General features: G+C 69.2%; 20 protein-coding genes. 11 read left to right on the top strand and 9 right to left on the bottom strand.

Features of this window, described 5'->3' with window-relative positions; genetic code table 11:
- Positions 1 to 80 precede the first annotated feature (80 nt).
- The 4 genes from AC3WOH_RS27540 to AC3WOH_RS27555 all read right to left on the bottom strand — a co-directional run bounded on the left by AC3WOH_RS27540 (position 81) and on the right by AC3WOH_RS27555 (position 2,796).
- Positions 81 to 767 carry a glutathione S-transferase family protein gene (locus AC3WOH_RS27540; RefSeq protein WP_492232494.1) on the bottom strand — a complete coding sequence of 229 codons (687 nt, stop codon included), beginning with the start codon at positions 765 to 767 and terminating at the stop codon, positions 81 to 83.
- 156 nt (positions 768 to 923) lie between these two features.
- Positions 924 to 1,094: a hypothetical protein gene (locus tag AC3WOH_RS27545; protein WP_184856608.1), complete on the bottom strand. Its 171-nt coding sequence runs from the start codon at positions 1,092 to 1,094 to the stop codon at positions 924 to 926.
- A 99-nt stretch (positions 1,095 to 1,193) separates the two neighbouring features.
- The gene (locus AC3WOH_RS27550; RefSeq protein ID WP_492232554.1) at positions 1,194 to 2,102 is read right to left on the bottom strand and encodes a transglutaminase-like domain-containing protein; all 909 of its coding nucleotides are present in this window, start codon (positions 2,100 to 2,102) and stop codon (positions 1,194 to 1,196) included.
- 325 nt (positions 2,103 to 2,427) lie between these two features.
- Positions 2,428 to 2,796, bottom strand: coding sequence for a hypothetical protein (locus tag AC3WOH_RS27555; RefSeq protein ID WP_492232495.1), 369 nt, complete (start codon positions 2,794 to 2,796; stop codon positions 2,428 to 2,430).
- Positions 2,797 to 2,890: 94 nt separating this feature from the next.
- Here AC3WOH_RS27555 and AC3WOH_RS27560 point away from each other — a divergent pair, with 94 nt between their 5' ends.
- The 6 genes from AC3WOH_RS27560 (at position 2,891) to AC3WOH_RS27585 (ending at position 13,927) form a co-directional block, all read left to right on the top strand.
- The gene (locus AC3WOH_RS27560; protein ID WP_492232496.1) at positions 2,891 to 3,523 is read left to right on the top strand and encodes an ABC transporter ATP-binding protein; all 633 of its coding nucleotides are present in this window, start codon (positions 2,891 to 2,893) and stop codon (positions 3,521 to 3,523) included.
- A gap of 87 nt (positions 3,524 to 3,610) precedes the next feature.
- A complete protein-coding gene (locus AC3WOH_RS27565) occupies positions 3,611 to 4,246 on the top strand; it encodes a LysE family translocator (protein WP_492232497.1) in 636 nt (211 codons plus the stop codon).
- A gap of 124 nt (positions 4,247 to 4,370) precedes the next feature.
- Positions 4,371 to 6,125: an MdtA/MuxA family multidrug efflux RND transporter periplasmic adaptor subunit gene (locus AC3WOH_RS27570; protein ID WP_492232498.1), complete on the top strand. Its 1,755-nt coding sequence runs from the start codon at positions 4,371 to 4,373 to the stop codon at positions 6,123 to 6,125.
- 36 nt (positions 6,126 to 6,161) lie between these two features.
- Positions 6,162 to 9,299, top strand: a complete 3,138-nt coding sequence (locus AC3WOH_RS27575; RefSeq protein ID WP_492232499.1) for an MdtB/MuxB family multidrug efflux RND transporter permease subunit — start codon at positions 6,162 to 6,164, stop codon at positions 9,297 to 9,299.
- A gap of 27 nt (positions 9,300 to 9,326) precedes the next feature.
- Positions 9,327 to 12,470 carry an efflux RND transporter permease subunit gene (locus AC3WOH_RS27580; RefSeq protein WP_492232500.1) on the top strand — a complete coding sequence of 1,048 codons (3,144 nt, stop codon included), beginning with the start codon at positions 9,327 to 9,329 and terminating at the stop codon, positions 12,468 to 12,470.
- 2 nt (positions 12,471 to 12,472) lie between these two features.
- Positions 12,473 to 13,927 (top strand): efflux transporter outer membrane subunit, encoded by a 1,455-nt coding sequence (locus AC3WOH_RS27585; RefSeq protein WP_492232501.1) that lies wholly within the window; start codon positions 12,473 to 12,475, stop codon positions 13,925 to 13,927.
- Between the two features lie 15 nt (positions 13,928 to 13,942).
- Here the strand turns inward: AC3WOH_RS27585 and AC3WOH_RS27590 are convergent, their stop codons facing one another.
- From AC3WOH_RS27590 to AC3WOH_RS27600, 3 genes are read right to left on the bottom strand one after another with little or no spacing between them, the layout of a single operon-like run.
- Positions 13,943 to 14,341 carry a DUF6841 family protein gene (locus tag AC3WOH_RS27590; RefSeq protein WP_492232502.1) on the bottom strand — a complete coding sequence of 133 codons (399 nt, stop codon included), beginning with the start codon at positions 14,339 to 14,341 and terminating at the stop codon, positions 13,943 to 13,945.
- A complete protein-coding gene (locus tag AC3WOH_RS27595; RefSeq protein WP_492232503.1) occupies positions 14,332 to 15,000 on the bottom strand; it encodes a nucleotidyltransferase domain-containing protein in 669 nt (222 codons plus the stop codon). Before AC3WOH_RS27595 ends, AC3WOH_RS27590 begins: the two co-directional genes overlap by 10 nt.
- Complete coding sequence (locus AC3WOH_RS27600) at positions 14,997 to 15,908, bottom strand: LysR substrate-binding domain-containing protein (protein ID WP_492232504.1); 912 nt, start codon at positions 15,906 to 15,908, stop codon at positions 14,997 to 14,999. Before AC3WOH_RS27600 ends, AC3WOH_RS27595 begins: the two co-directional genes overlap by 4 nt.
- Before the next feature lie 180 nt (positions 15,909 to 16,088).
- Here AC3WOH_RS27600 and AC3WOH_RS27605 point away from each other — a divergent pair, with 180 nt between their 5' ends.
- The 5 genes from AC3WOH_RS27605 to AC3WOH_RS27625 are packed head-to-tail and all read left to right on the top strand — an operon-like array spanning position 16,089 to position 20,369.
- A complete protein-coding gene (locus tag AC3WOH_RS27605; protein ID WP_492232505.1) occupies positions 16,089 to 16,865 on the top strand; it encodes an ABC transporter permease in 777 nt (258 codons plus the stop codon).
- The gene (locus AC3WOH_RS27610; RefSeq protein ID WP_492232506.1) at positions 16,862 to 17,890 is read left to right on the top strand and encodes an ABC transporter ATP-binding protein; all 1,029 of its coding nucleotides are present in this window, start codon (positions 16,862 to 16,864) and stop codon (positions 17,888 to 17,890) included. Before AC3WOH_RS27605 ends, AC3WOH_RS27610 begins: the two co-directional genes overlap by 4 nt.
- 43 nt (positions 17,891 to 17,933) lie before the next feature.
- Positions 17,934 to 19,019 (top strand): extracellular solute-binding protein, encoded by a 1,086-nt coding sequence (locus AC3WOH_RS27615; RefSeq protein WP_492232507.1) that lies wholly within the window; start codon positions 17,934 to 17,936, stop codon positions 19,017 to 19,019.
- 14 nt (positions 19,020 to 19,033) lie between these two features.
- Positions 19,034 to 19,846 carry an ABC transporter permease gene (locus tag AC3WOH_RS27620; RefSeq protein WP_492232508.1) on the top strand — a complete coding sequence of 271 codons (813 nt, stop codon included), beginning with the start codon at positions 19,034 to 19,036 and terminating at the stop codon, positions 19,844 to 19,846.
- Complete coding sequence (locus tag AC3WOH_RS27625; RefSeq protein WP_492232509.1) at positions 19,806 to 20,369, top strand: SLOG cluster 4 domain-containing protein; 564 nt, start codon at positions 19,806 to 19,808, stop codon at positions 20,367 to 20,369. Before AC3WOH_RS27620 ends, AC3WOH_RS27625 begins: the two co-directional genes overlap by 41 nt.
- A gap of 4 nt (positions 20,370 to 20,373) precedes the next feature.
- On the opposite strand, the gene AC3WOH_RS27630 is transcribed toward AC3WOH_RS27625, so the two are convergent.
- Positions 20,374 to 21,015 (bottom strand): SMI1/KNR4 family protein, encoded by a 642-nt coding sequence (locus tag AC3WOH_RS27630; protein WP_492232510.1) that lies wholly within the window; start codon positions 21,013 to 21,015, stop codon positions 20,374 to 20,376.
- Positions 21,012 to 21,998 (bottom strand): helix-turn-helix transcriptional regulator, encoded by a 987-nt coding sequence (locus tag AC3WOH_RS27635; RefSeq protein ID WP_492232511.1) that lies wholly within the window; start codon positions 21,996 to 21,998, stop codon positions 21,012 to 21,014. The genes AC3WOH_RS27630 and AC3WOH_RS27635 overlap by 4 nt, the downstream gene beginning before the upstream one ends.
- Between the last annotated feature and the right edge of the window lie 33 nt (positions 21,999 to 22,031).

A 22,031-nucleotide genomic window follows, 5' to 3' on the forward strand; every position in this document is an offset into this window, starting at 1 on the left:
CACCCCCCCCCCCCCCCCCCCCCCCCCCCCCCCCCCCCCCCCCCCCCCCCCCCCCCCCCCCCCCCCCCCGCAACCGGGGTTCAGCCCATCACCACCGGGCCGCCCTTCTGGATGCCGCGCTGGTAGGCCGGGCGGGCCTCCATGCGCTTTTTGTAGGCCTGCAGGTTCGGGCAATTGCCGGCCTTTTCGGAGCGCGACAGGGCGGCCTCGACCGCAAAGCTCATCTGGAAGTCGGCCATGGTCAAGTGCCCGCCCGCAAACCAGGTGTGCTGGCCCAGGTGCTTTTCCATGAAGTCCATGGCGGTGTTCACGTTCGGGTCCACCACCTTGTCGAGCACCTTGCCGCACAGGGCCTTGGCAATGGGCTTGACGAAGAAGGGCATGGGCTGGCGCGGAATGGTCATGAACACCAGCTTCATCACCAGCCAGTTCATCAGCGAGCCCTCGGCGTAGTGCATCCAGAAGCGGCACTGGCGGTACTCGGGCGTGCCGCGCGTGGGCTGCAGGTGGGCCAGCTCGCCCGTGGCCTGCGCGCCATAGGTTTCCACCAGGTATTCGATGATGGCGGCCGATTCGGCGACCACCTCGTCGCCATCGGTGATGACGGGCGACTTGCCCAGCGGGTGGATCTTCTTGAGCTCGGGTGGGGCCAGCTTGGTGGCCTTGTCGCGCTGGTAGATCTTGAGCTCGTAGGGCACGCCCAGTTCTTCGAGCAGCCAGAGGACGCGCTGCGAGCGCGAGGTTTCGAGGTGGTGGACGGTGATCATCCGGCCATCTTAGGGCCTACCCCGTCGTTTCCGTGTGGCAGCCGCGCGGCCAATGTCGCCTGAGCGATGTTGCGGCTGCGCCAGAAAGCACAAAGCCCTCTTGCGAGGGCTTCGTTGCTTGCAAGGGGCCGCGTGCGGCCCGTGCCGATCAGGTGATCAGCCGCCCTTCTTGGAGCGCTTGCCAGGGTTCTTCTTGCTGCGCGTGGCGACGCCGCGCTCCAGGCTCACGCGTTGGCCGCGGCCACCGGTGGGCAGGGTGTAGCCGGCCACGGGCGTGGGACGGGGGCTGCGCTTGCGGTCTGCTTCGGTGACGATCTTGTTGCCCATGGAGATTCTCTGGAAAAAATTGGTGGAAAAACGCGTATTAGGCCATAGATCGGCCAAAAAGCCCAGCAGCGTGGTTTTTCGAGGTGTTTCGCCAGAGCTTCAGACACCCGTGAACCGGGTCGCAAAAGCCGCCCCATGGTCGGTGGACAGCGCTTCGCAGCAGTGGTGGGGCAGCACAAACCCGCGCCCCGCGTCTTCCACCGCCCTGGCCCGTATCACCGGAGGTTGCGCCCTCACGCCGCCAAAAATGGTGGCAAACGCCACGTCGGCAGCATCGCGCCCCGTGCCAAAGCGGATCAGCCCCATGGGGATGGCCGTGCCCGAGGGGTCGAACAGGTACCAGCGGTCGCCGATGTAGGCCTCCACATAGGCATGGAAGTCGGGCGGGCCGAGGCTGGGGTCGGCGCCATAGTCGGTGCCTGTGGTGAAGCGCGCGGGGATGTTCACCGCGCGGCACAGTGCGATCATCAGGTGGGCGAAGTCGCGGCACACGCCCACCTTCTCCACCAGGGTGTCCACGGCCGATGTGTTGGAGTTCGACGCGTTGGACGTGAAGGCCACGTGGCGCTGCACCCAGTCGCGGATGGCCTGCACCCGGCGGTGGCCCTGCGGCAAGGCGCCGAACTCCGTGCCGGCCAGGCGCAGCAGGCGGTCGGACTGGCAGTAGCGGCTGGGGTAGATGTAGCCCAGCACATCCTGCGGCAGCTGGCGGATGGGCACCTCGGCCAGCTGGGCCGGGTCGGCGCAGTGGTGGCTGATGTCCACCGTGGCCGAATAGGCCACCTTCAGCGCCCCCGGCTCGCCCCTCAGGCGCAGGTAGCGGTTGCCCGTGGCCGGGTCGGTATGTATCTGGCGCGGCACGTTCTGGTTGATGCCCAGGCGCTCGTTGCGGATGGCTTGGCTGGGCGTGTGCGCGGCGTGGATGTTGAACACGAAGTCTGCGCCGTGCTGGTCGATTTCGTAGTTGAGCTCGATATCGAGCTCCAGCCGCACCCGCGTGTGTGCCATGAAGGGGGCCCGGGTGGCGGGCAGGGGCTCTGCCGAGGCCGGGTGCACACTGGTGCCCGGTAGGGGTACGGCCGTGTCATCGGGCTCGCCATTGGCGGCCTGGAAGGGCAGCCGTGCGGCCAGCGGGTTGAAGGCGGTGGCGATGGAAGGGGACGACGCTTGCGCGAGCATGGTGGAGGTCTCTGGTAGAGGGGGCTGTCCACGGCCTGCCATACCGGCACGCCGCAGCCTGTTCAGAGTACGTGCTGGCCCCAGAGCTGTATGTAGGCATACAGCCTGTCACTCCCCGGCGCGGTTGCTGACGCGCGTTGCCTGCTGTTGCAGGTCAACCCAGCTCGAACGCCTCGCGCAGTGCTGCGCAGAAGGCGCTGCTGCCGCTGATGGACAGGGTCACGGTGGTGCGCGGGGCGCCCGGCGCGCCGGGGTGGGCCGCAATGCGGCCCGTGGCGCTGTCGAACTCCAGCGCCAGGGGCGTGGATACCTCCTGCACGGCCGAGAGGTCATAGTCCCATTCGCCCCCTTCCTCCGCCGGCCCGAAGGTATCCGGGAAATGGGCATGCGCCCAGGCCAGCACCTGGGCCACCTCGGCGTGCACGGCCGGCAGCTGCGCCGGGTTGGCGGCGGCCATGGCGTCGAAGGTGCCCGTGCCTTCGTAATCTTCGCTGTAGTCGAAATCGAGGTAGTGCAGGGGCATGGTGCGGCGGGGTGGGCGAGCGGGGCGTGCATTGTCTCAGCAGGGCGGGCGCCATTCCTAAAATGGGCGTTTTCTCCTTCTCCGCTCCCGCCCCATGCCTTCTACCAGCCCCCTCCTGCACATCGATGGCCTGCGCTTTGCCTACCCTGAGGTCCCGCTGTTCGATGGCCTGTCCGCCCAGGTGCTGGCGGGTGCCACGCTGGTGCTGGGGGGCGACAGCAGCGGCAAGACCACCTTGCTGCGCCTGCTGGCGGGCGAGTTGCCTGCGGCAGCGGGCCAACTGGTGCTGCAGGGGGTGTCTTTGCAGTCGGCACCCGCCGACTACCGGGCCCGGGTCTTCTGGGGCGACCCGCGCTCTGCCGCACTGGACGAGCAGGGCGTGCAGGACTGGCTGGCCGCGCTGCCCGCGCGCCACCCGCGATTCGACGCAGCAGAGCTGGCTCGGCACATCGAGGGTTTTGACCTGCACGAGCACCTCTCCAAGCGCTTTCTGATGCTGTCCACCGGCACGCGGCGCAAGGTGTGGATGGCCGGGGCGCTGGCCTCGGGCGCTGCGCTCACGCTGCTCGACGAGCCCGTGGCAGGGCTGGACAAGCCCTCCATCCAGTACCTGCAGCAGGCTCTGGCTGCCTTGGCGGGCGCGGCGGACCGGGCCATCGTGGTCGCGCACTACGATGCACTTGTGGGCGTGCCTTGGCAAACCACCATCGCTCTGCCTGAGCGGTGATGCCCGAGCGCCAGGCGGGGCAGGGCGCAAAGCCCTAAACTGGCGACCTGGGCCGCGGCAGCGGCCGTTTTTCCGGATATTTCCCCCATGGACGCCCTGCTTTTCGCCCCCGTCGCCGTGGCCATCGCGCTCACGCCCGGTCCCAACAACTTCTGCGGCCTCAACAACGGCATCCGTGCCGGCGTGGGTGCGGCCCTGGTGGGCACCATCGGGCGGGCCGCGGCGTTTGCGATCTTTCTCACCGTGTCGGCCGTGGGGCTGGGCGCGATGCTGCTGGCGTCCGAGGCGGCCTTCACCGCCGTGAAGTGGGTGGGGGCCTGCTACCTGTTCTGGCTGGGCTGGCGCGCCTGGCGCAGCCGCGAGTTCAACGGGTTGGAGGTGGCCGATGGCGCCGAGGTGGCTGCCAGCGGGGCTGCGCCCGTACGGCTTTGGTCGCTGGTCACGCAGGAGTTTCTGCTGGGCATCACCAATCCCAAGGCCATCATTCTGTTCGCGGCCATCTTTCCGCAGTTCATCGACCCCACCCAGCCGGCGGCGCGGCAGTTCCTGGTGCTGGGCAGCGTGTACCTGGCGGCCGAGTTCGTTGCCACGGCCGTGTATGCGGCCGGCGGGCGGCAGATCCGCCGCTTCATCCGCACCTCGCGCGGGGTGGTGCGCCTGAACAAGGCCACGGGCGGTTTCTTCATGGGGGCCGGCGGCCTGCTGCTTGCCACGAACCGCTGAATTGCGTTTCGGGCTTGAAAGCGCCGTAAACCGAGGGTAAAGGCAGGGTAAATCCTTTTGTCCGGGCGCTGGAGTGACTTGGCGGGTGGCTACCATAGCCTCGATTCCATTTGTTACCTGCACCATGCCTTCCCATCGCCTTCCGTCTGTGCCCTTGCGGCCCCTTTTGCGCCAACAGGGGCGTGCCCTGTGGTGGATCGTGCTGCTGGTGGTGATTGCCGCCGCTGCGGGCGGGGGCTGGTGGTGGAAGCAGCGCCAGGCGACGCCCGCTGCAGCCGAGGCGGGCCCGGCAGGGCGTGGCGGCCCTGGTGGTGGCCGCGGGCCGGCACGCTTCAGCGCCGGTGGGCAGACGCAGCCGGTGTCGGTGGGCACCGTGCGGCGCCAGGACGTGCGCGTGCAGGTCAATGCCATCGGCACCATGAGCGCGCGCGCCACGGCCGTGGTGCGTGCCAAGGTCAGCGGCGAGCTGGTCAAGTTGCACTTCAAGGAAGGCGACGAGGTCAAGGCCGGGCAATTGCTGGCCGAGATCGACCCGCGCAGCTACCAGGCCTCGCTGGGCCAGGTGCAGGGCAACCTCGCGCGCGACCAGGCCCTGCTCAAGAATGCCCAGCTCGACCTCAAGCGCTACCAGGACCTGCTGGCCAAGGATTCCATCGCCAGCCAGCAGGTGGACACCCAGGCCGCCCAGGTGCGCCAGCTCGAAGGCACGGTGGCGGCCGACCAGGCCCAGGTGGATGCCGCCAAACTGCAGCTGAGCTACACCCGCATCACCGCGCCCATTGCCGGGCGCCTGGGCCTGCGCCAGGCCGACCGGGGCAACGTGGTCGGCCCTTCGGACGCCAACGGTATCGTCACCATCAACCTGGTGCGCCCCATCGACGCGGTGTTCTCCGTGCCCGAGGCGCACCTGGCGCAGATCAACCAGCGCCTGGGTGAGGGCGCCGAGCTGCCCGTGGAGCTGTGGGACCGCGAGCAAAAGCGCCGCCTGGGCCGCGGCAAGGTGGGCGCGCTGGACAACGCCATCGACGCGACCACCGGCACCATCAAGGTCAAGGCCACCTTCGGCAACGAAGACGGCACCCTGTTTCCCAACCAGTTCGTCAACGTGCGCCTGCAGGTCAACCTGCTGCAGGACGCGGTCACCGTGCCGGGCACGGCCATCCAGAACAACTACGTCTACCTGGTGCAGCCCGATGGCACGGTGACGCAGCGGCGCATCCGCGTGGGCGTGGCCGACGGCGACCGCGTGGCGGTCGAGGGCGAGCTCAAGGACGGCGACCAAGTGGTGGTAGACGGCATTGACCGCCTGCGCGAAGGCGCCAAGGTGGCCGTGATCGATTCGGGCGCCGCCGCCCGCGCGGACGAAGCCGCGCAGGACGCCGGCGCGCGGCGCGCCGCGATGATGCGCAACCTGACGCAGGAAGAGCGCGACAAGCTCGCCAAGATGACGCAGGAGGAACGCCGCGCCTTCTTCCGCAGCAAGCGCAACCAGCCCGGTGCCGCCGGGCCTGCGGGCGCAGCCAGTGGCACGGTGGGCGGTGAGGCGGCAGCGCCTGCGGCCGGTGCATCGGCCCCTGCGCCGGGCGCGTCGCGCCCTGCCAGTGGCCGCAGCGCCGAAGGCCCCCGGGGCGCGCAGGACGGTGCGCCGCGTGAAACGCCCGGCCCGCGCGCTGACGGCGGCCCGCGTGCCGAAGGCGGTGCCCCCGATGGTGAACGCCGCCCCGGCATGTCGCCCGAGGTGCGGGCCCTGCTCGAAAAGATGAGCCCCGAGGAGCGTCAGAAGCTGCAGGCCATGGCGCCCGACGAGCGCCGCGCCTACATCCGCGGCAAGATGCAGGCCGCCGGTGTCGCGGCCCCTGGCGCCGCAGCCTCGCGCTGATGCCGTCCCGACTCCTCTGAAGCGGGCACCGCCGCCATGAACCTTTCGCGCATCTTCATCCTGCGCCCCATCGCCACCTCGCTGCTGATGGTGGCGCTGCTGATTGCGGGCCTGCTGGCCTACCGGCTGCTGCCCATCTCGGCCCTGCCCGAGGTGGATTACCCCACCATCCAGGTCACCACGCTGTACCCGGGCGCCAGCCCCGACGTGATGACCTCCAACGTCACTGCGCCGCTGGAGCGCCAGTTCGGCCAGATGCCGGGGCTGGAGCAGATGTCCTCCACCAGCTCGGGCGGGGCCTCGGTCATCACCCTGCGCTTTGCGCTGGACATGGCCATGGACGTGGCCGAGCAGCAGGTGCAGGCGGCCATCAATGCCGGCAGCAATCTGCTGCCCAATGACCTGCCCATGCCGCCCATCTACAGCAAGGTGAACCCGGCGGACGCACCCATCCTTACGCTGGCCATCACCTCGCCCTCGCTGCCGGTGATCCGCGTCAACGACCTGGTGGAAAACCGCCTGGCGCCCAAGCTCTCGCAGGTCAAGGGCGTGGGCCTGGTGGCCATTGCGGGCGGGCGCCGGCCGGCCGTGCGCATCCAGGTCAACCCGGTGGCCCTGGCCGCGGTGGGCATGACGCTGGAAGACGTGCGCGGCGTGATCGCGGCATCCAACGTCAAGCAGGCCAAGGGCGGCTTCGACGGGCCGGCGCGCGCATCGACCATCGATGCCAACGACCAGCTGCAGTCCGCCGCCGAGTACCAGAACCTGGTGATCGCGCTGCGCAACGGCACGCCCGTGCGCCTGCGCGACGTGGCCACCACGGTGGACGACGCCGAGAACGCCCGTCTGGCCGCCTGGGCCGGCACGCCCGAGACGGGTGCGCGCGCCGGCGTGATCCTCAACATCCGGCGCCAGCCCGGTGCCAACGTGATCGAGACGGTGGACCGCATCAAGGCCTTGCTGCCGCAGCTGCAGAGCACGCTGCCGGCCTCGCTGGACGTGCAGATCCTGACCGACCGCACGGTGACCATCCGCTCCTCGGTCAAGGACATGCAGGTCGAGCTGGCCCTGGCGATCGGCCTGGTGGTGGCGGTGATCTTCGTCTTCCTGCGCAGCGCCTCGGCCACGCTCATCCCCAGCGTGGCGGTGCCGCTGTCGCTGGTGGGCACCTTCGGCATCATGTACCTGGCGGGGTTCTCCATCAACAACCTCACGCTGATGGCGCTGACCATTTCCACCGGCTTCGTGGTGGACGATGCCATCGTGATGATCGAGAACATCGCACGCTACGTGGAAGAGGGCGAGCACCCGCTGCAGGCCGCGCTCAAGGGCGCCAAGCAGATCGGCTTCACCATCATCTCGCTGACCATCTCGCTGATCGCGGTGCTGATCCCGCTGCTCTTCATGGGCGACGTGGTGGGCCGGCTGTTCCACGAATTCGCGATCACCATGGCCGTGGCCATCCTGATCTCGGCCGTGGTCTCGCTCACGCTCACGCCCATGCTGTGCGCGCGCCTGCTGCGCCACACGCCCGAAGAGAGCCATGGCCGCCTGTACCAGGCCACGGGCCGCTTCTTCGACCGCACCATCGCCCAGTACGGCCGCGCGCTGAACTGGGTGCTGGACCACCAGCTGCTGACCTGGGTGGTGTTCATCGCCACGCTGGCGCTCACGGTGCTGCTCTACATGGTGGTGCCCAAAGGTTTCTTCCCGGTGCAGGACACGGGCACGCTGCAGGCGACCACCGAGGCCGACCAGTCGATCTCGTTCGCCGCCATGGCCGAGCGCCAGCAGCAGCTGGCCGAGCGCATCCTGCGCGACCCGGCGGTGAAGAGCGTCTCGTCCTTCATCGGGGTGGATGGCGCCAACACCACGCTCAACACCGGGCGCCTGTTGATCGACCTCAAACCCCATGGCGAGCGCGACAAGGCCTCGGCCGTGGTGCGCCGCCTGGCCGACGACACGGCCGACATGCCGGGCATCCGCCTGTACGCCCAGCCGGTGCAGGACTTGACCATCGAAGACCGCGTGGCGCGCACCCAGTACCAGTTGCTGGTCTCCTCGCCCGATGCCGCGCAGCTGCAGACCAGCACCACCGAGCTGGTGCGGCGCATGCGCGGCCTGCCTCAACTGGCCGACGTGGCCAGCGACCTGCAGAGCCAGGGCCTGCAGGCCTTCGTGCAGATCGACCGGGCCCAGGCCAGCCGCCTGGGGGTTACGGTGTCGGGCATCGACACGGCGCTGTACAACGCCTTCGGCCAGCGCCTGATCTCCACCATCTTTACCCAGTCCAACCAGTACCGGGTGGTGCTGGAGGTGGCGCCGCAGTTCAAGATCGGGCCCGAGGCGCTGAACAACATCTACGTCACCTCCACGGCGGGCAAGCCGGTGGCGCTGTCCACCGTGGCGCGCATCGAGGAGCGGCCCATGGCCCTGGGCGTGAACCACGTGGGCCAGCTGCCGGCGGCTACCATCTCCTTCAACACCGCGCCCGGCGTGGCGCTGGGCGATGCAGTCAAGGCCATCCAGGCCGAGCAGGCCGGCGCCAAGGAGGCGGGCCTGTTGCCGCTGTCGGTGGAGACCAGCTTCCAGGGCGCGGCGCTGGCCTTTCAGGCCTCGCTGTCGAACACACTGCTGCTCATCCTGGCGGCGGTGGTCACCATGTACATCGTGCTCGGCGTGCTGTACGAGAGCACCATCCATCCGGTCACCATCCTCTCCACTCTGCCCTCGGCTGGCGTGGGCGCGCTGCTGGCGCTGCTGGTCACGGGGCTCGACGTGGACATCATCGCCATCATCGGCATCGTGCTGCTCATCGGCATCGTCAAGAAGAACGCGATCATGATGATCGACTTCGCGCTGGAGGCCCAGCGCGACCAAGGCCTGCCCGCGCGCGAAGCCATCTACCAGGCCTGCCTGCTGCGTTTCCGCCCGATCCTGATGACCACCTTGGCGGCCTTGCTGGGCGCGTTGCCGCTGATGCTGGGCACGGGTGTGGGCAGCGAGCTGCGGCATCCGCTCGGCGTAACCATGGTGAGCGGCCTCATCGTGAGCCAGCTGCTGACCCTGTTCACCACGCCCGTGATCTACCTGACCTTCGAGAACGCGGCCGAGCGCTGGCGCGCGCGCCGCGCCGCCAAAGCAGCACAGGCCGAAGGGGCCAGCCATGCGTAGCCTGGCCCGCCAGGGCGAGGGGGTACTGTGAGCATCTCCACCCCCTTTATCCACAGGCCCATCGCCACCATGCTGCTCACCATCGGCCTGGCGCTGGCGGGGGCGGTGTCGTACTTCCTGTTGCCCGTGGCACCGCTGCCGCAGGTGGACTACCCGACCATCTCGGTCTCGGCCAGCCTGCCCGGGGCCAGCCCCGACACCATTGCAGCCACCGTGGCCACGCCGCTGGAGCGGGCGCTGGGCGCGATCGCGGGCGTCAACGAGATCACCTCGCGCTCCACGCTGGGCAGCACCTCCATCACGCTGCAGTTCGACCTGAGCCGCACGGTGGACAGCGCCGCGCGCGACGTGCAGGCGGCCATCAACGCCTCGCGTACATTGCTGCCCACGGGCATGCCGAGCAACCCGACCTACCGCAAGGTGAACCCGGCGGATTCGCCCATCATGATCCTGGCGCTCACGTCGGACTCGCTCACGCGCGGGCAGATGTACGACGCGGCCTCCACCGTCATGGCGCAAAAGCTCTCGCAGGTCGAGGGCGTGGGCCAGGCGTCCATCAGCGGCGGCGCGCTGCCGGCCGTGCGCGTGCAGCTCGACCCGCTGCGCCTGGCGGCCAACGGGGTCTCGCTGGAGCAGGTGCGCGCGGCCATCACCAGCACCAACGCCAACCGCCCGCTGGGCTCGGTGGAGCGCGAAGACCACTACTGGCAGGTGACGGCCAACGACCAGGCGCGCGTCGCGGCCGACTACGCGCCCCTGGTGCTGCGCTGGAAGGACGGCAACGCCATCCGCCTGGCCGATGTGGCCCAGGTCACCGACTCGGTGCAGGACGTGCGCAACTTCGGCGTGGCCAACGGCAAGCCGGCCATCCTGCTGCAGGTGTACAAACAGCCGGGCGCCAACATCCTCGAGGCCGTGGAGCGCGTGCGCGCACTGCTGCCGGCGCTCAAGGCCTCCATCCCCGCGGCCATCGACATCGAGATCGTCTCGGACCGTACGCCCACGCTGCGCGCCTCGGTCAAGGAGGTGGAGCGCGCCCTGGTGATCGCCGTGGCGCTGGTGATCCTGGTGGTGTTTTTGTTCCTGCGCAATGCGCGCGCCACGCTCATTCCCAGCGTGGCGGTGCCGGTGTCGCTGGCGGGCACCTTCGGCATCATGTACCTGGCGGGCTACACGCTCGACAACCTCTCGCTGATGGCGCTCACCGTGGCCACCGGTTTCGTGGTGGACGATGCCATCGTGGTGCTGGAGAACATCATGCGCCACATGGAGCGCGGCAAGACCGCGCTGCAGGCCTCGCTCGACGGGGCGCGCGAGATCGGCTTCACCGTGGTGTCCATGAGCATCTCGCTGATCGCGGTGTTCGTGCCCATTTTGTTCATGGGCGGCATCGTGGGGCGGTTCTTCCGCGAGTTCGCCATCGTCATGTCGGCCGCCATCCTGGTGTCGCTGCTGGTCTCTCTGACCACTACGCCCATGATGTGCGCGGCCCTGCTCAAGCAGCACCGGGCCCCCAAGGTGCAGAGCCCGTCCCGCTGGGCGCGCTTTTCGCGCTGGGTCGACCGGCTGCAGGACCGCGCCCTGCGCGCTTACCGCCGCAGCCTGGCCTGGTGCCTGCGCCACCAGCCCGTGGTGCTGCTGGTGCTGGCCGGCGTGGTGGCAAGCAACGTCTACCTCTACACCGCCATCGACAAGGGCTTCATGCCCGAGCAGGACACGGGCCGCATCTCGGGCTTCATCCGCGCCGACCAGGCCACTTCGTTCCAGGCCATGGAGCAGCGGCTGCAGCGCTTTCTGGCCATCGTGCAGGCCGACCCGGCCGTGGAGCATGTCACCGGCTTCACGGGCGGCTGGCAGCGCAACGCGGCCATGATGTTCATGTCGCTCAAGCGCGGGCCGGGGCAGGAGAGCTCCGAGACGGTGATCAACCGCCTGCGCGAGCAGCTCAAGAACGAGCCCGGCGCGCGTTTGTTCATGACGCCCCAGCGCGACATCCGCATCGGCGGGCGGCAGAGCAGTGCCTCGTTCGACTACACGCTGCAGGCCGACGACATCGCCGAGCTGCGCACCTGGGAGCCGCGCATCCGCCAGGCCCTGTCGCAGCTGCCCGAACTGGAAGACGTGAACAGCGACGTGCAGGACTACGGCCTGCAGACCACGCTGGTGATCGACCGCGACGCGGCGTCGCGCCTGGGGCTCACGGTGTCGACCATCGACGCTACCCTGAACGACGCCTTCGGCCAGCGCCAGGTGGGCGTGATCTACAACCCGCTCAACCAGTACCGCGTGGTGATGGAGGCCGCGCCCCAGTACCTGCAGGACCCCGAGACCCTGCGCAGCTTCTTCTTCGTGAACAACCAGGGCCAGCAGATCCCGCTCACGGCGTTTGCGCGCATCACGCAGACCAACACGCCGCTGTCGGTCAGCCACGACCGGGGCACGCCGGCCAGCACGGTGAGCTTCAGCCTGGCGCCCGGCGTCTCGCTCTCGCAAGCCACCGATGCGGTGCACAACGCGGTGTCCGAACTGGGCGTGCCCGTGGGCATCCGCGGCACCTTCGGCGGCACGGCGGGGGCCTTCCAGGATGCGCTGGCGGGGCAGCCCCTGCTGATCCTGGCGGCCATCATCACCATCTACCTGGTGCTGGGCATCCTGTACGAGAACCTGGTGCACCCGCTCACCATCTTGTCCACGCTGCCCTCGGCCGGCGTGGGGGCGTTGCTGGCGCTGATGCTGTTCAAGACCGAGTTCTCGCTGATCGCGCTGATCGGGGTGATATTGCTCATCGGCATCGTCAAGAAGAATGCGATCATGATGATCGACTTCGCGCTGGTGCGCCAGCGTGGCGGGCATGTGAGCGCCGCCCAAGCCATCTACCGTGCCTGCAACCTGCGCCTGCGCCCCATCCTCATGACCACCATGGCCGCCATCTTCGGCGCGCTGCCCCTGGCCCTGGGTCGGGCCGACGGGGCCGAGCTGCGCCAGCCCCTGGGCATCGCCATCGTGGGTGGGCTGCTGTTCAGCCAGGTGCTCACGCTCTACACGACGCCCGTGGTCTACGTGGCGCTGGACCGCCTGCGCATGGGCGCCCACCGCATGGTGCGCCGCTGGCGCCGCAAGCACCCAGGTCCCGCGCCGGACCAGGGCGTGGCGCTTCAAGGAAACGATTGATGATGCCTTCGACCCTTTTCTTCCCTTCTCCCGCACGCCTGGCGCTGTCGCTGGCGGTGCTGGCCCTGCTCGGCGCCTGCGCCAGCAAGCAACCCTACGAGCGCCCGGCCATGGACATCCCACCGGCGTTCAAGGAGAGCGGCGCCGCGGCCCAGGGCCTGTGGCAGCCGGCCCAGCCCGGCGGCGGCGAGGCCGTGCCTGCGGCATGGTGGTCGCTGTATGGCGACGCGACGCTCGATGCCCTGCAACAGCAGGCCGCCGCCGGCAACCAGAACATCGCGCAGAGCGTGGCCCGCCTGCGCGCCGCGCAGGCGGCCGTGGCCAGCAGCAGCGCCAGCCTGCTGCCCAGCCTGGGGGCCAGCGCCAGCAGTTCACGCTCGCGCAGCGGCAGCACGCTGCAGGCCGATGGCAGCAGCAATGCGCGCATCAGCACCAGCCATTCGCTGGGCCTGAACGCGAGCTGGGAGCTGGACCTGTGGGGCCGCATCTCGGGCTCGGTGGATGCGGCCCGCGCCAGCGCCCAGGCCAGTGCCGACGACCTGGCCGCCATGCGCCTGTCGGTGCAGGCTACGGTGGCGCAAACCTATTTCTCTTTGCGCGCGGCCGAGGCCCAGGCCCGGCTGCTGCGCGAGACGCTCGATGCCTATGCGCGCAGCTGGGAGCTCACGCGCAACCGCCAGGCGGCGGGCGTGGCCTCGTTGGCCGACGTGGCCCAGGCCGAGGCGCAGTACAAGGGCACCCAGGTGCAGCTGCTCGAATCCGAGACCAACCGCAACCAGCTCGAACATGCGCTGGCAGCCCTGGTGGGCCAGGCGCCTGCGGCCTTCAGCCTGCCCGCCACGGCCGAGCTGCCGGCCCCGCCGCCCGTGCCCGCGCAACTGCCTTCGCAACTGCTGGAGCGCCGCCCCGACATCGCCGCGGCCGAGCGCCGCGTGGCCGCCGCCAACGCGCAGATCGGCGTGGCGCGCGCGGCCTTCTTCCCGGCGCTCACGCTGTCGGGCTCGGCCGGCTACCGGGGCTCGGAGCTGTCCAACCTGCTGAGCGCGCCCAACCTGTTCTGGTCGCTGGGCCCGGCGCTCGCGGTGTCGCTGTTCGATGGTGGCGCACGCAATGCCGCGGTGGAGTCGGCGCGTGCGAGCAACGAGCAGGCCGCCGCCGCCTACCGCCAGACGGTGCTCACGGCACTGCAGGAGGTGGAGGACAACCTCACGGCCGCTACCGCCCTGGCGCAGGAGCAGCAACTGCAGACCGAAGCCCTGGCCGCCTCCCAGCGCGCGCTGGACGTGGTGAACAACCAGTACCGCGCGGGCACGGTGGGCTTTCTCAATGTGATCACGGCCCAGGCCTCGGTGTTGTCCTCGCAGCGCAGCCTGATCGATGTGAAGAACCGCCGCCTGGTGGCTGTGAACACCCTGCTCAAGAACGTGGCAGGGAACTGGGAGCCGCTTGCCAGGTGAAGCGGTGCGAGCGGCTCAGCCCGCGTGGTCGGTGGAGGCCACCACCCGCCAGCCCTGGCCGGTGCGCAGCAGGTGGTAGGACTCGCGCCAGCCGCTGGCCACGCTGCCATCGGCGCGCAGCAACTCCCAGGAAACACTGGCCAGCGCGCTGAGCGTGCCCATGGGTACGACGTGCAGATCGCTGAAGCGGCACGAGCGGCAGCCCTGGCCATGGTAGGTGGTGAGCACCGCCTGGAAGTAGTCGCCAACTTCCTGCGCTGTATGGAAGGCCCGTACCGCCCCCTGTGCGTCCACGGCGATGCTAGGCACGGCATAGCGCTGGGCCACGAGGGGGCCGTCGAATTCAGCGAAGGCCGCCACGAAGGCATCGAAGAAGTGCCGGATCTCGCCAGCTGTATCAGCGCTCACGGGCATGGACCGCCTCCTGGATTGGGTGCGGGGCCAGCCACCCGGGCCACCGCTTGGCGGATGCTGGCATGCGAGGCATCCGGACGCAAGGCGGCCTGCAGTGCCTGTGCCGTCTCGGGGTCGTGCGCCTGGAGCCATTGCAAGGCTTTCTTGGGTCCTTCGAACCACTGTGTGCGCAGGGCGAAATAGTCTTCCAGCAAGGCCGTCAGCAGCCAGGCGCGGCGGTAGTCGCCTTCGGCATCGCCGCGCTCCATGCGGGCTGCCATCTTCCAGGCCCAAGTGGTGCGAGCGCTGATCTCGTCGGCGGGCAGCGGGGGCGGGCCTTGTGTGAAGACGGAATCCAGCCCCTGCAGGAATCGATCCGCCTCCTGTCCCCGCTGCAGCAGCACCACGCTGCCGCGCAGCTTGAGCCACTCAGGGCCACGCTGCACCAGCGTTGACTCCGGGTACAGGAATACGTCGAGAAAGGCGCCGTCGATGATGCGCGTGTCACGGCCTGTGCTGTCGCGCGGGCCGAAGGCGGCGATGTCGTAGTCGCTGTCCTTGTCCGCGGTGCCAGCGGCCCGTGACCCGTAGAGCAACAAGGTGTGGTTGCTGCCATCCCTCGTCAGTTCTTCGCACAGGGTGCGCAGCAAGGGTGTCCAGTGGATGTTCGGTGCGGTCATTCCGTGCTGCCTCCGCGCGACTGCGCGCCTTCATCAAGCAACCATGTGCGGAAGGCCGCAAACGCCGGCAGGTCCAGCCGGTCGGGCCGGTAGCACAGGTAGTGGCCCTGGTCCACACGCACCGGGCTGCCGCAGGGGCTGAGCAATGCGCCCTCGGCCACTTCCTTTTGCACCAGCAGGGCAGGCACCAGGCCGATGCCCAGGCCGTTGAGTGCGGCCTGGATCAGGGCCGAGTACTGGGCGAAGCGCGGGCCCGCCAGCGTCTGCACCTCGGGCACGCTGTGCTGGGCGGCCCATTGGCGCCAGGCGGTGGGTGCGCCCTCGTGGTGCAGCAGGGTGTGGCCCAGGATGTCCGTGGGCTGGGTGATGCGGTGGCGCCCCTCGACCAGGCTGCGCGCCACGATGAGCACGAACTCGCGCCCCGCGATGTACTCCGACACCACGCCCGGCCAGCCGTCGGGGCCATAGCGGATGGCGGCGTCCACCCCAGCGGGGATGCCGTCGCTGGGCTCCAGGTGGCGGCTGAAGCTCAGCATCACATGGCGGCTTTGCTGGCTGAAGGCCGGCAGCCGCGGGATCAGCCACTTGGTGAGAAAGGTGGGCACGCTGGCCAGTGTGAGCAGGCCCGCCCCGGCATCGCCCGAGCGCGCCTCGAAGGTCGCGGCCTCGATGGCGCGCAGTCCGCCCGAGATCTTCTGCCAGTACACCCGGCCCTGGGGCGTGAGCTCCACGCCGCGCCCGTTCTTCTGCAGCAGCTGGCGGCTCAGAAAGGCTTCGAGCCCCGCCACCTGCTTGCTGACCGCGCTGGCCGTGATGCACAGCGCACCCGACGCCAAGGTGATGCTCTGGTGGCGCGCCACGGCGTCAAAGGCCAGCAGTTCCTGGATGGTGGGACAGTCGCGTTTCATAGCCGGGGTTGATGAAAACTGTGTGAAAAACGTTTTCCAATTGCTCAAGTATCCTCATCCAGGTTTCACCCATCGCGGGGCGGTCTCTCCCTAGAATTTGGCCAGTGCTGCAGCGCCCTCTGGGTAAACAGTAGCGCATTCGGAAAGTATGCCGGCAATTAGGATAGTGGAGACAACAAGGTGATCCGCGGAATTTCCCTCGTCTATGGCGTTTACCTGCTGCTGCCCATCGCACTGCTGCTGGTGGGCAGCGTGGGCGGCAGCTGGACCAACACGCTCCTGCCCAGCGGCGTCACCGGCCAGTGGTACCAGGACCTGTGGCTGGACAGCTCGTTCCGCAAGGCCTTCGTGAGCAGCCTGGTGGTGGCACTGTCGGCCTGTGCCATCAACACGGTGCTGGCGCTGCCGCTGGCCTATGCGCTGTACCACGGCGCACGGCGCGGCGGAGGCCTGGCGGCGCGCATCGTGAGCGCCATGCCCGTGGCCGTGCCCGCCATCACCCTGGCCTTCGGCTACATGGTGGTGTTCAACACCGACCTCGCGCCCTGGCTGGGCTCCATGCCGCTGCTCATCGCGGCGCATGCCATCCTCACGCTGCCCTACCTCACCAACACCTTGCTGACCGACTTGCGCCACCTGGACCTGCACCGGCTGGAGCAGGCCGCGGCCACGCTGGGCGCCTCGGGCTGGCAGCAGTTCACGGGCATCGTGTTGCCCAGCCTGCGCCAGAGCCTGCTCAGCGGCCTGGTGATGGTGGCGGCGATCTCGGTGGGCGAGTTCGGTGTCTCCAACCTGCTCACCAGCTTCCAGAACCGCACCTACCCTGTCGTGCTGCTGCAGGCCTTCTACGGCGCCACGGGCTTTGCCTGCGCCGCCACGGTGGTCCTGCTGGTGCTGGCAGGCGCATCGGCCCTGCTGTCGTCCTCCCTCGTCCAAGCCCGCAAAGTCCAGCCATGAGCCTCGTCCTCGATAACGTCAGCTACCACTACCCCGGGAGCACGCACGGCCTGCACGAAGTCTCCCTGGACGTGCGTGCCGGCGAGCTGGTGGCCGTGATCGGGCCCAGCGGCTCGGGCAAGTCCACCTTGCTCAAGCTGGTGTCCGGGTTGGAAACCGGCCACACCGGCCGCATCGTCTTCGGCGGGCAGGACATGTCGGCCACGCCTGTGCACCAGCGCCGCATGGGCATGGTGTTCCAGAACTATGCGCTGTTCCCGCACCTGTCGGTGCTGGACAACGTGGCTTATGGTCTCAAGCTGCGCAAGGTGCCCGTGGCCGAGCGCCATCGGCGTGCGCAGGAGTTGCTCGATATCGTCGGCCTGGCGGGCTACGCGCAGCGCGGCATTGGCCAGCTTTCGGGCGGGCAGCAGCAGCGTGTGGCGCTGGCGCGGGCCCTGGCCATCGACCCGCAGGCCCTGCTGCTCGACGAACCGCTCTCGGCCCTGGATGCCAGCGTGCGCGGCCACCTGCGCGACGAGATCCGCGCCATCCAGCAGCGCTTTGGCGCCACCACCTTGCTGGTCACGCACGACCAGGAGGAGGCCCTGGTCATGGCCGACCGCGTGGCCATGCTCAAGGACGGACGCCTCCTGCAGATCGCCACACCCCGCGAACTCTACGAGCAACCCGCGAGCCGTGCGGTCGCCGAATTCGTGGGCCTGTCCACCATCCTGCCGGGCAAGGTCAGCGCGCCGGGCCGGGTGGACCTGGGTTTTGCCGAAATCCACGCCCACACCGGCGGCCGGGCCGTGGGCACGACGCTGCACGCGATGGTGCGCCCCGAGCATGTGCGCGCCGACCCGGCGCCCGGCAGCGTGAACCGATTGGAAGGGCGCACCGGTGCCCAGCGCTACCTGGGCGCGCTTACGCGTTACGACTTTGAAGTGCCCGGTGCGGGCAAGCCATTCCTCGCCGAGTCGGCCCTGCCGGCCGCCGAGGCGATTGCCATCGCCCCCGAGCACATCCGCCTTTTGGACCACTGATTTCTCTCTTACCTCTCCCAACCCGAAACCGAGGAGCCACACCATGCAACGCAGACAACTGATCCAGGCCGCCGGCGCACTGCCCCTGGCGACGCTCGCCGCCCGCACCGCCTTTGCCTTCGACGGCCCCGAGCTCTATGCGGGCGAAAAGGCCTTGTACGCCGAGGCGCAGAAGGAAGGCCTGTGCGTCTCCTTCGATACCGGCCCCGAGTGGGCCAACTGGAAGTCGCTGTTCCGCGATTTCAAGAAGCGCTACCCCGAGATCGAGCTGACCTACAACGACATCGGCTCGGCCGCCACCGTGGTCGCGCTCGAAAAGACCAAGCGCCGCCCGCAGGCCGACACGGCCTACTACTTTGCCGCATCGGCGGTGGACGCTGCGAAGAAGGACGTGGTCGCGCCCTTCAAACCCGTCAACTTCGACAAGCTGCCGCCCGTGTTCCGCGAGGCCGAGGGCCGCTGGTTCACCATCCACACGCTGAACATCGCCTTCCTGGTCAACAAGAAGCTGGTGAAGAATGTGCCCACCGGCTGGGCCGACCTGCTCAAGCCCGAGTTCAAGAACACCGTGGTCTACTTGGACCCGCGCTCCACCGGCATCGGTCAGGTGCTGACCTTTGCGGCGGCGTATGCCAATGGCGGCGGCGTGGACAACGTGCAGCCCGGCACCGACTACCTGGGCAAGCTCCATGCGGCCGGCAATGTGCTGCGCGTGGAAGGCACCACGCCCTACGCCAAGTTCTTGAAGGGCGAGATCCCCGTGTGGATCAGCTACGAGAACGACGGCCTCAAGGCCAAGCACGTGGATGGCATGGGCGATGCGGTGGAAGTCGTCATCCCCAAGGAGGCAAGTGTGGCCGCGCCTTATGCGATCAGCCTGGTGAAGAACGGGCCCAACCCCAACGCCGGCAAGCTCTGGCTCAACTTCATCATGAGCGAGGCCGGCCAATCGCTGTTTGCCCAGGGCTTCGTGCGCCCCGCCGTGCCCGGCACGCCGTTGGCCGCTGACGTGGCCGCCAAGATGCCGGCCGCGCCGCAGATCCGCCCGCTCGACGTGGTCAAGGCCTCCGAGCGCAAGGCCGATGTGGACCGCCTGTGGGCGCAGGCCGCGCTGGGCAACAAGTCGTAGGCAGATCAAGCCTTATGCGACGTTTCGGCGCCTGGCCCGCGTGGGCTTTCATGGCGCTCTTCTTTGCGGTGCCGCTGGCCGCGCTGCTGCCCGAGGCCTTTGGCGATGGCGCCAGCGCCTTCGGGCGGCTGTTCGGCAACCCGCTGTTCATGGGCGCGCTGCGCAACACGCTGGCCTTGGGGTTGGCGGCGGGGGCCGTGTCGGCGCTGGTGGGTACCTGCATCGCCATCGAACTGGCGCGTCAGCCTGCGGCGCGGCGCCAATGGATGATGGCCTTGCTGGGCCTGCCGTTGGCCTTTTCGGGTCTGGTGATCGCCTACGGCTTCATCCTGGCCTTCGGGCGCGCGGGCTTCGTCACGCAGTTGCTGGCGGGCCTGGGCGGCGACCCGGCGGTGATCGGCAGCTGGATCTACAGCGTCTCGGGCCTGGGCGTGGCGTATGCCTACTACCTGATCCCGCGCGTGGCGCTGTCGCTGTACCCGGTGTTCGCCAACCTGGACCTGCGCCCCGCGCAGGCGGCGCGCACGCTGGGCGCATCGCGCGCGCGGGCCTTCTGGGACACGGTGGTGCCCGAGGTGGCGCCCTCGGTGCTGTCCAACGCCTGCATGGTGGCCGCCATTGCCATGGGCACCTATGGCACGGCGCTGGCGCTGGTGGGCACGCAGCTCAACATCCTGCCGCTGATGCTGCTGGCGCAGGTCAGCGACGGCGGCTCGGATTTCGCGGTGGCGGCGGCCTTGTCGCTGGTGCTGATGGTGGTGTGTGTGGTGGTGATGGGAGTGGGTGATGTCTTTACGCGACAACGCGAGCGCCGTGCAGGCCATTGAGGCCTGGCCGGAACCGGTGGTGCAGGCGCTGCAGCGCCTGGCCGAACGGCAGAAGGGGCCGGGGCGTCACCGCCAGCCCGTGGCCGTGATCGGACCGGGTGACGCAGGCGTGGCCGAGTGCGCGGCCGCCCATGCCGTGGCGCATGCGCTGGCCGGCGCCGGCATGGTGGTCATTTGCGGCGGGCGCGGCGGTGTCATGGCGGCCGCATCGCGCGGCGCCACCGAGGCCGGCGGCATGGCCGTGGGCATCCTGCCCGAGGACGACGACTCCAACGCCAACGAGTGGCTGAGTGTGGCCGTGCCCACCGGCATGGGCGAGATGCGCAACGCCATCGTCGCGCGCGCTGGCGTCTGCCTGGTGGCCATCGGCAGCAACCTGGGCACCCTGTCCGAGATGGCCCTGGGCCTCAAATGGGGCAAGCCGGTGTTCGAGCTCTATGGCGGCGTGCAGCTGCCGGGGGCCGTGCCGGCTGCCGATGTGCACGACCTGCTGGCCAAGGTGCTGGCCTGTTTGCTCGCGTAGCCGCTCAATCTTCGGATTCCAGCGCCACGTCCAGCGCATCTTCCAGAGCCCACAGCGCTTCGTCGCTCAGCGCACCCACGAAGACGCGCAGGCCGTCGCTCCATTCCACCACGCAGGCAACGCGCCCGAGCTGCACATAGGCGCGCATCTCGTTGACCGTACCGACATGGCGCCAGCCAGCCTGCAGAGCGGCTTCGGTGCCGGGCCCCGCCAGGCCCGAAGCGCCATGCGGCAGGGCTTCGCCGAAGCCGCATTGCCAGACCAGCATGGTGGCGATGAACTCCGAGCAGCGCTCGCACACCGGGTGCCACTCGGTGGCATCGCCGGTGGTGGTGATCCACACGGGCGGGTCGTCGCCAGCTGCAGGGCCGCAGTCCACGCCGTAGCGCACCACGTCCTGGTTCTCTTCGAGAAAGACGAGCTTGCCCTCCTGCAGGCTCCAGTCGGCGGGCGGCAGGAACTGGTCGTACACCGTGGTGAATTCGCGCGCGTTGCCGGCCAGCAGGTAGAAGTCGCGCAGCGCCTGTGGCGCGGTGGTGTCCAGGGACTGCTCGGCCTTGGCGATGGCCTGCGGGTCCACCGCGTCCGTGGGCCGGAGCGGGCGGCCCAGCATCTGGAACAGGTCGGGGTAGGGCATGGTGTTCATGGCAAGGGCGCCATATTGCCAGAGCCACGCGCCAAGCCGCGCGCCACGCGCTCCGTGGACTCCCGCAGGTACGCACGCAGGCTGGGCGGCTCCAGCACCTCGAACTCCACCTGCAGCGCCAGCAGCCAGTACACCAGGGTGCCCTGCTGGTGGGCGCCGCACTCCAGCACGCAGCGCTCGGCGTCCAGGGCCTGCAGCACGCCGGCCGAGGCCGGAATGCGCCGCGCCATGGTAGCCAGGGGCTGGTGCAGCACCACGCGGGCCTGCTGCGGAAACTGCGACAGTGCCACCGAGCGCGACACGTACCCTCTGAGGTCACCCCCATCCGGCCCGGGGCGTGGCGCGAAGTGGGCGCCGGCCACGGCCTCGCCCACCATGCGGTCGATGCGAAAGCTGCGCCAGTCGCTGCGCGCCGGGTCCCAAGCCACCAGGTACCAGCGCTGGCCGGTGTGCACCAGACCCTGGGGCTCCACCGTGCGCTGGCTGGCCTGGCCTTTGGCGTCCAGGTAGGCGAAGGCCACGCGCAACTGGTCGCGGCAGGCGGCGGCCAGCACCGCCAGTGCGGCGGCCTGCACCGTGGGGCCCATGTGCTCGGTGGGCAGGATGGCCGAGCGCAGCGCGTCGATGCGCTTGCGCAGGCGCGTGGGCATCACCTGTTCGAGCTTGACCAGGGCGCGCAGCGAGCTTTCCTCCACCCCGCCCACGGTGCCGGCCGTGGCCATGCGCAGGGCAATCGCCACGGCCAGGGCCTCCTCGTCGTCGAGCAGCAGCGGCGGCAGCGCCTGCCCGGCGCGAAAGGCATAGCCGCCGGCCACGCCGCTGCTGGCGTGGATGGGGTAGCCCAGCTCGCGCAGCCGGTCGATGTCGCGGCGCAGGGTGCGCGGGTGGATTTCCAGGCGCTCGGCCAGCTTGGGGCCGGTCCAGTGGCTGCGGGTCTGCAGCAGGGAGAGTACGCGCAAGAGGCGGGAGGACGAGGACAGCATGGAAATGAATGTACGTCGAATCGAGGGCGGAAT

The sequence above is a fragment of the Acidovorax sp. FW305-C-20-28 genome (assembly GCF_058783375.1).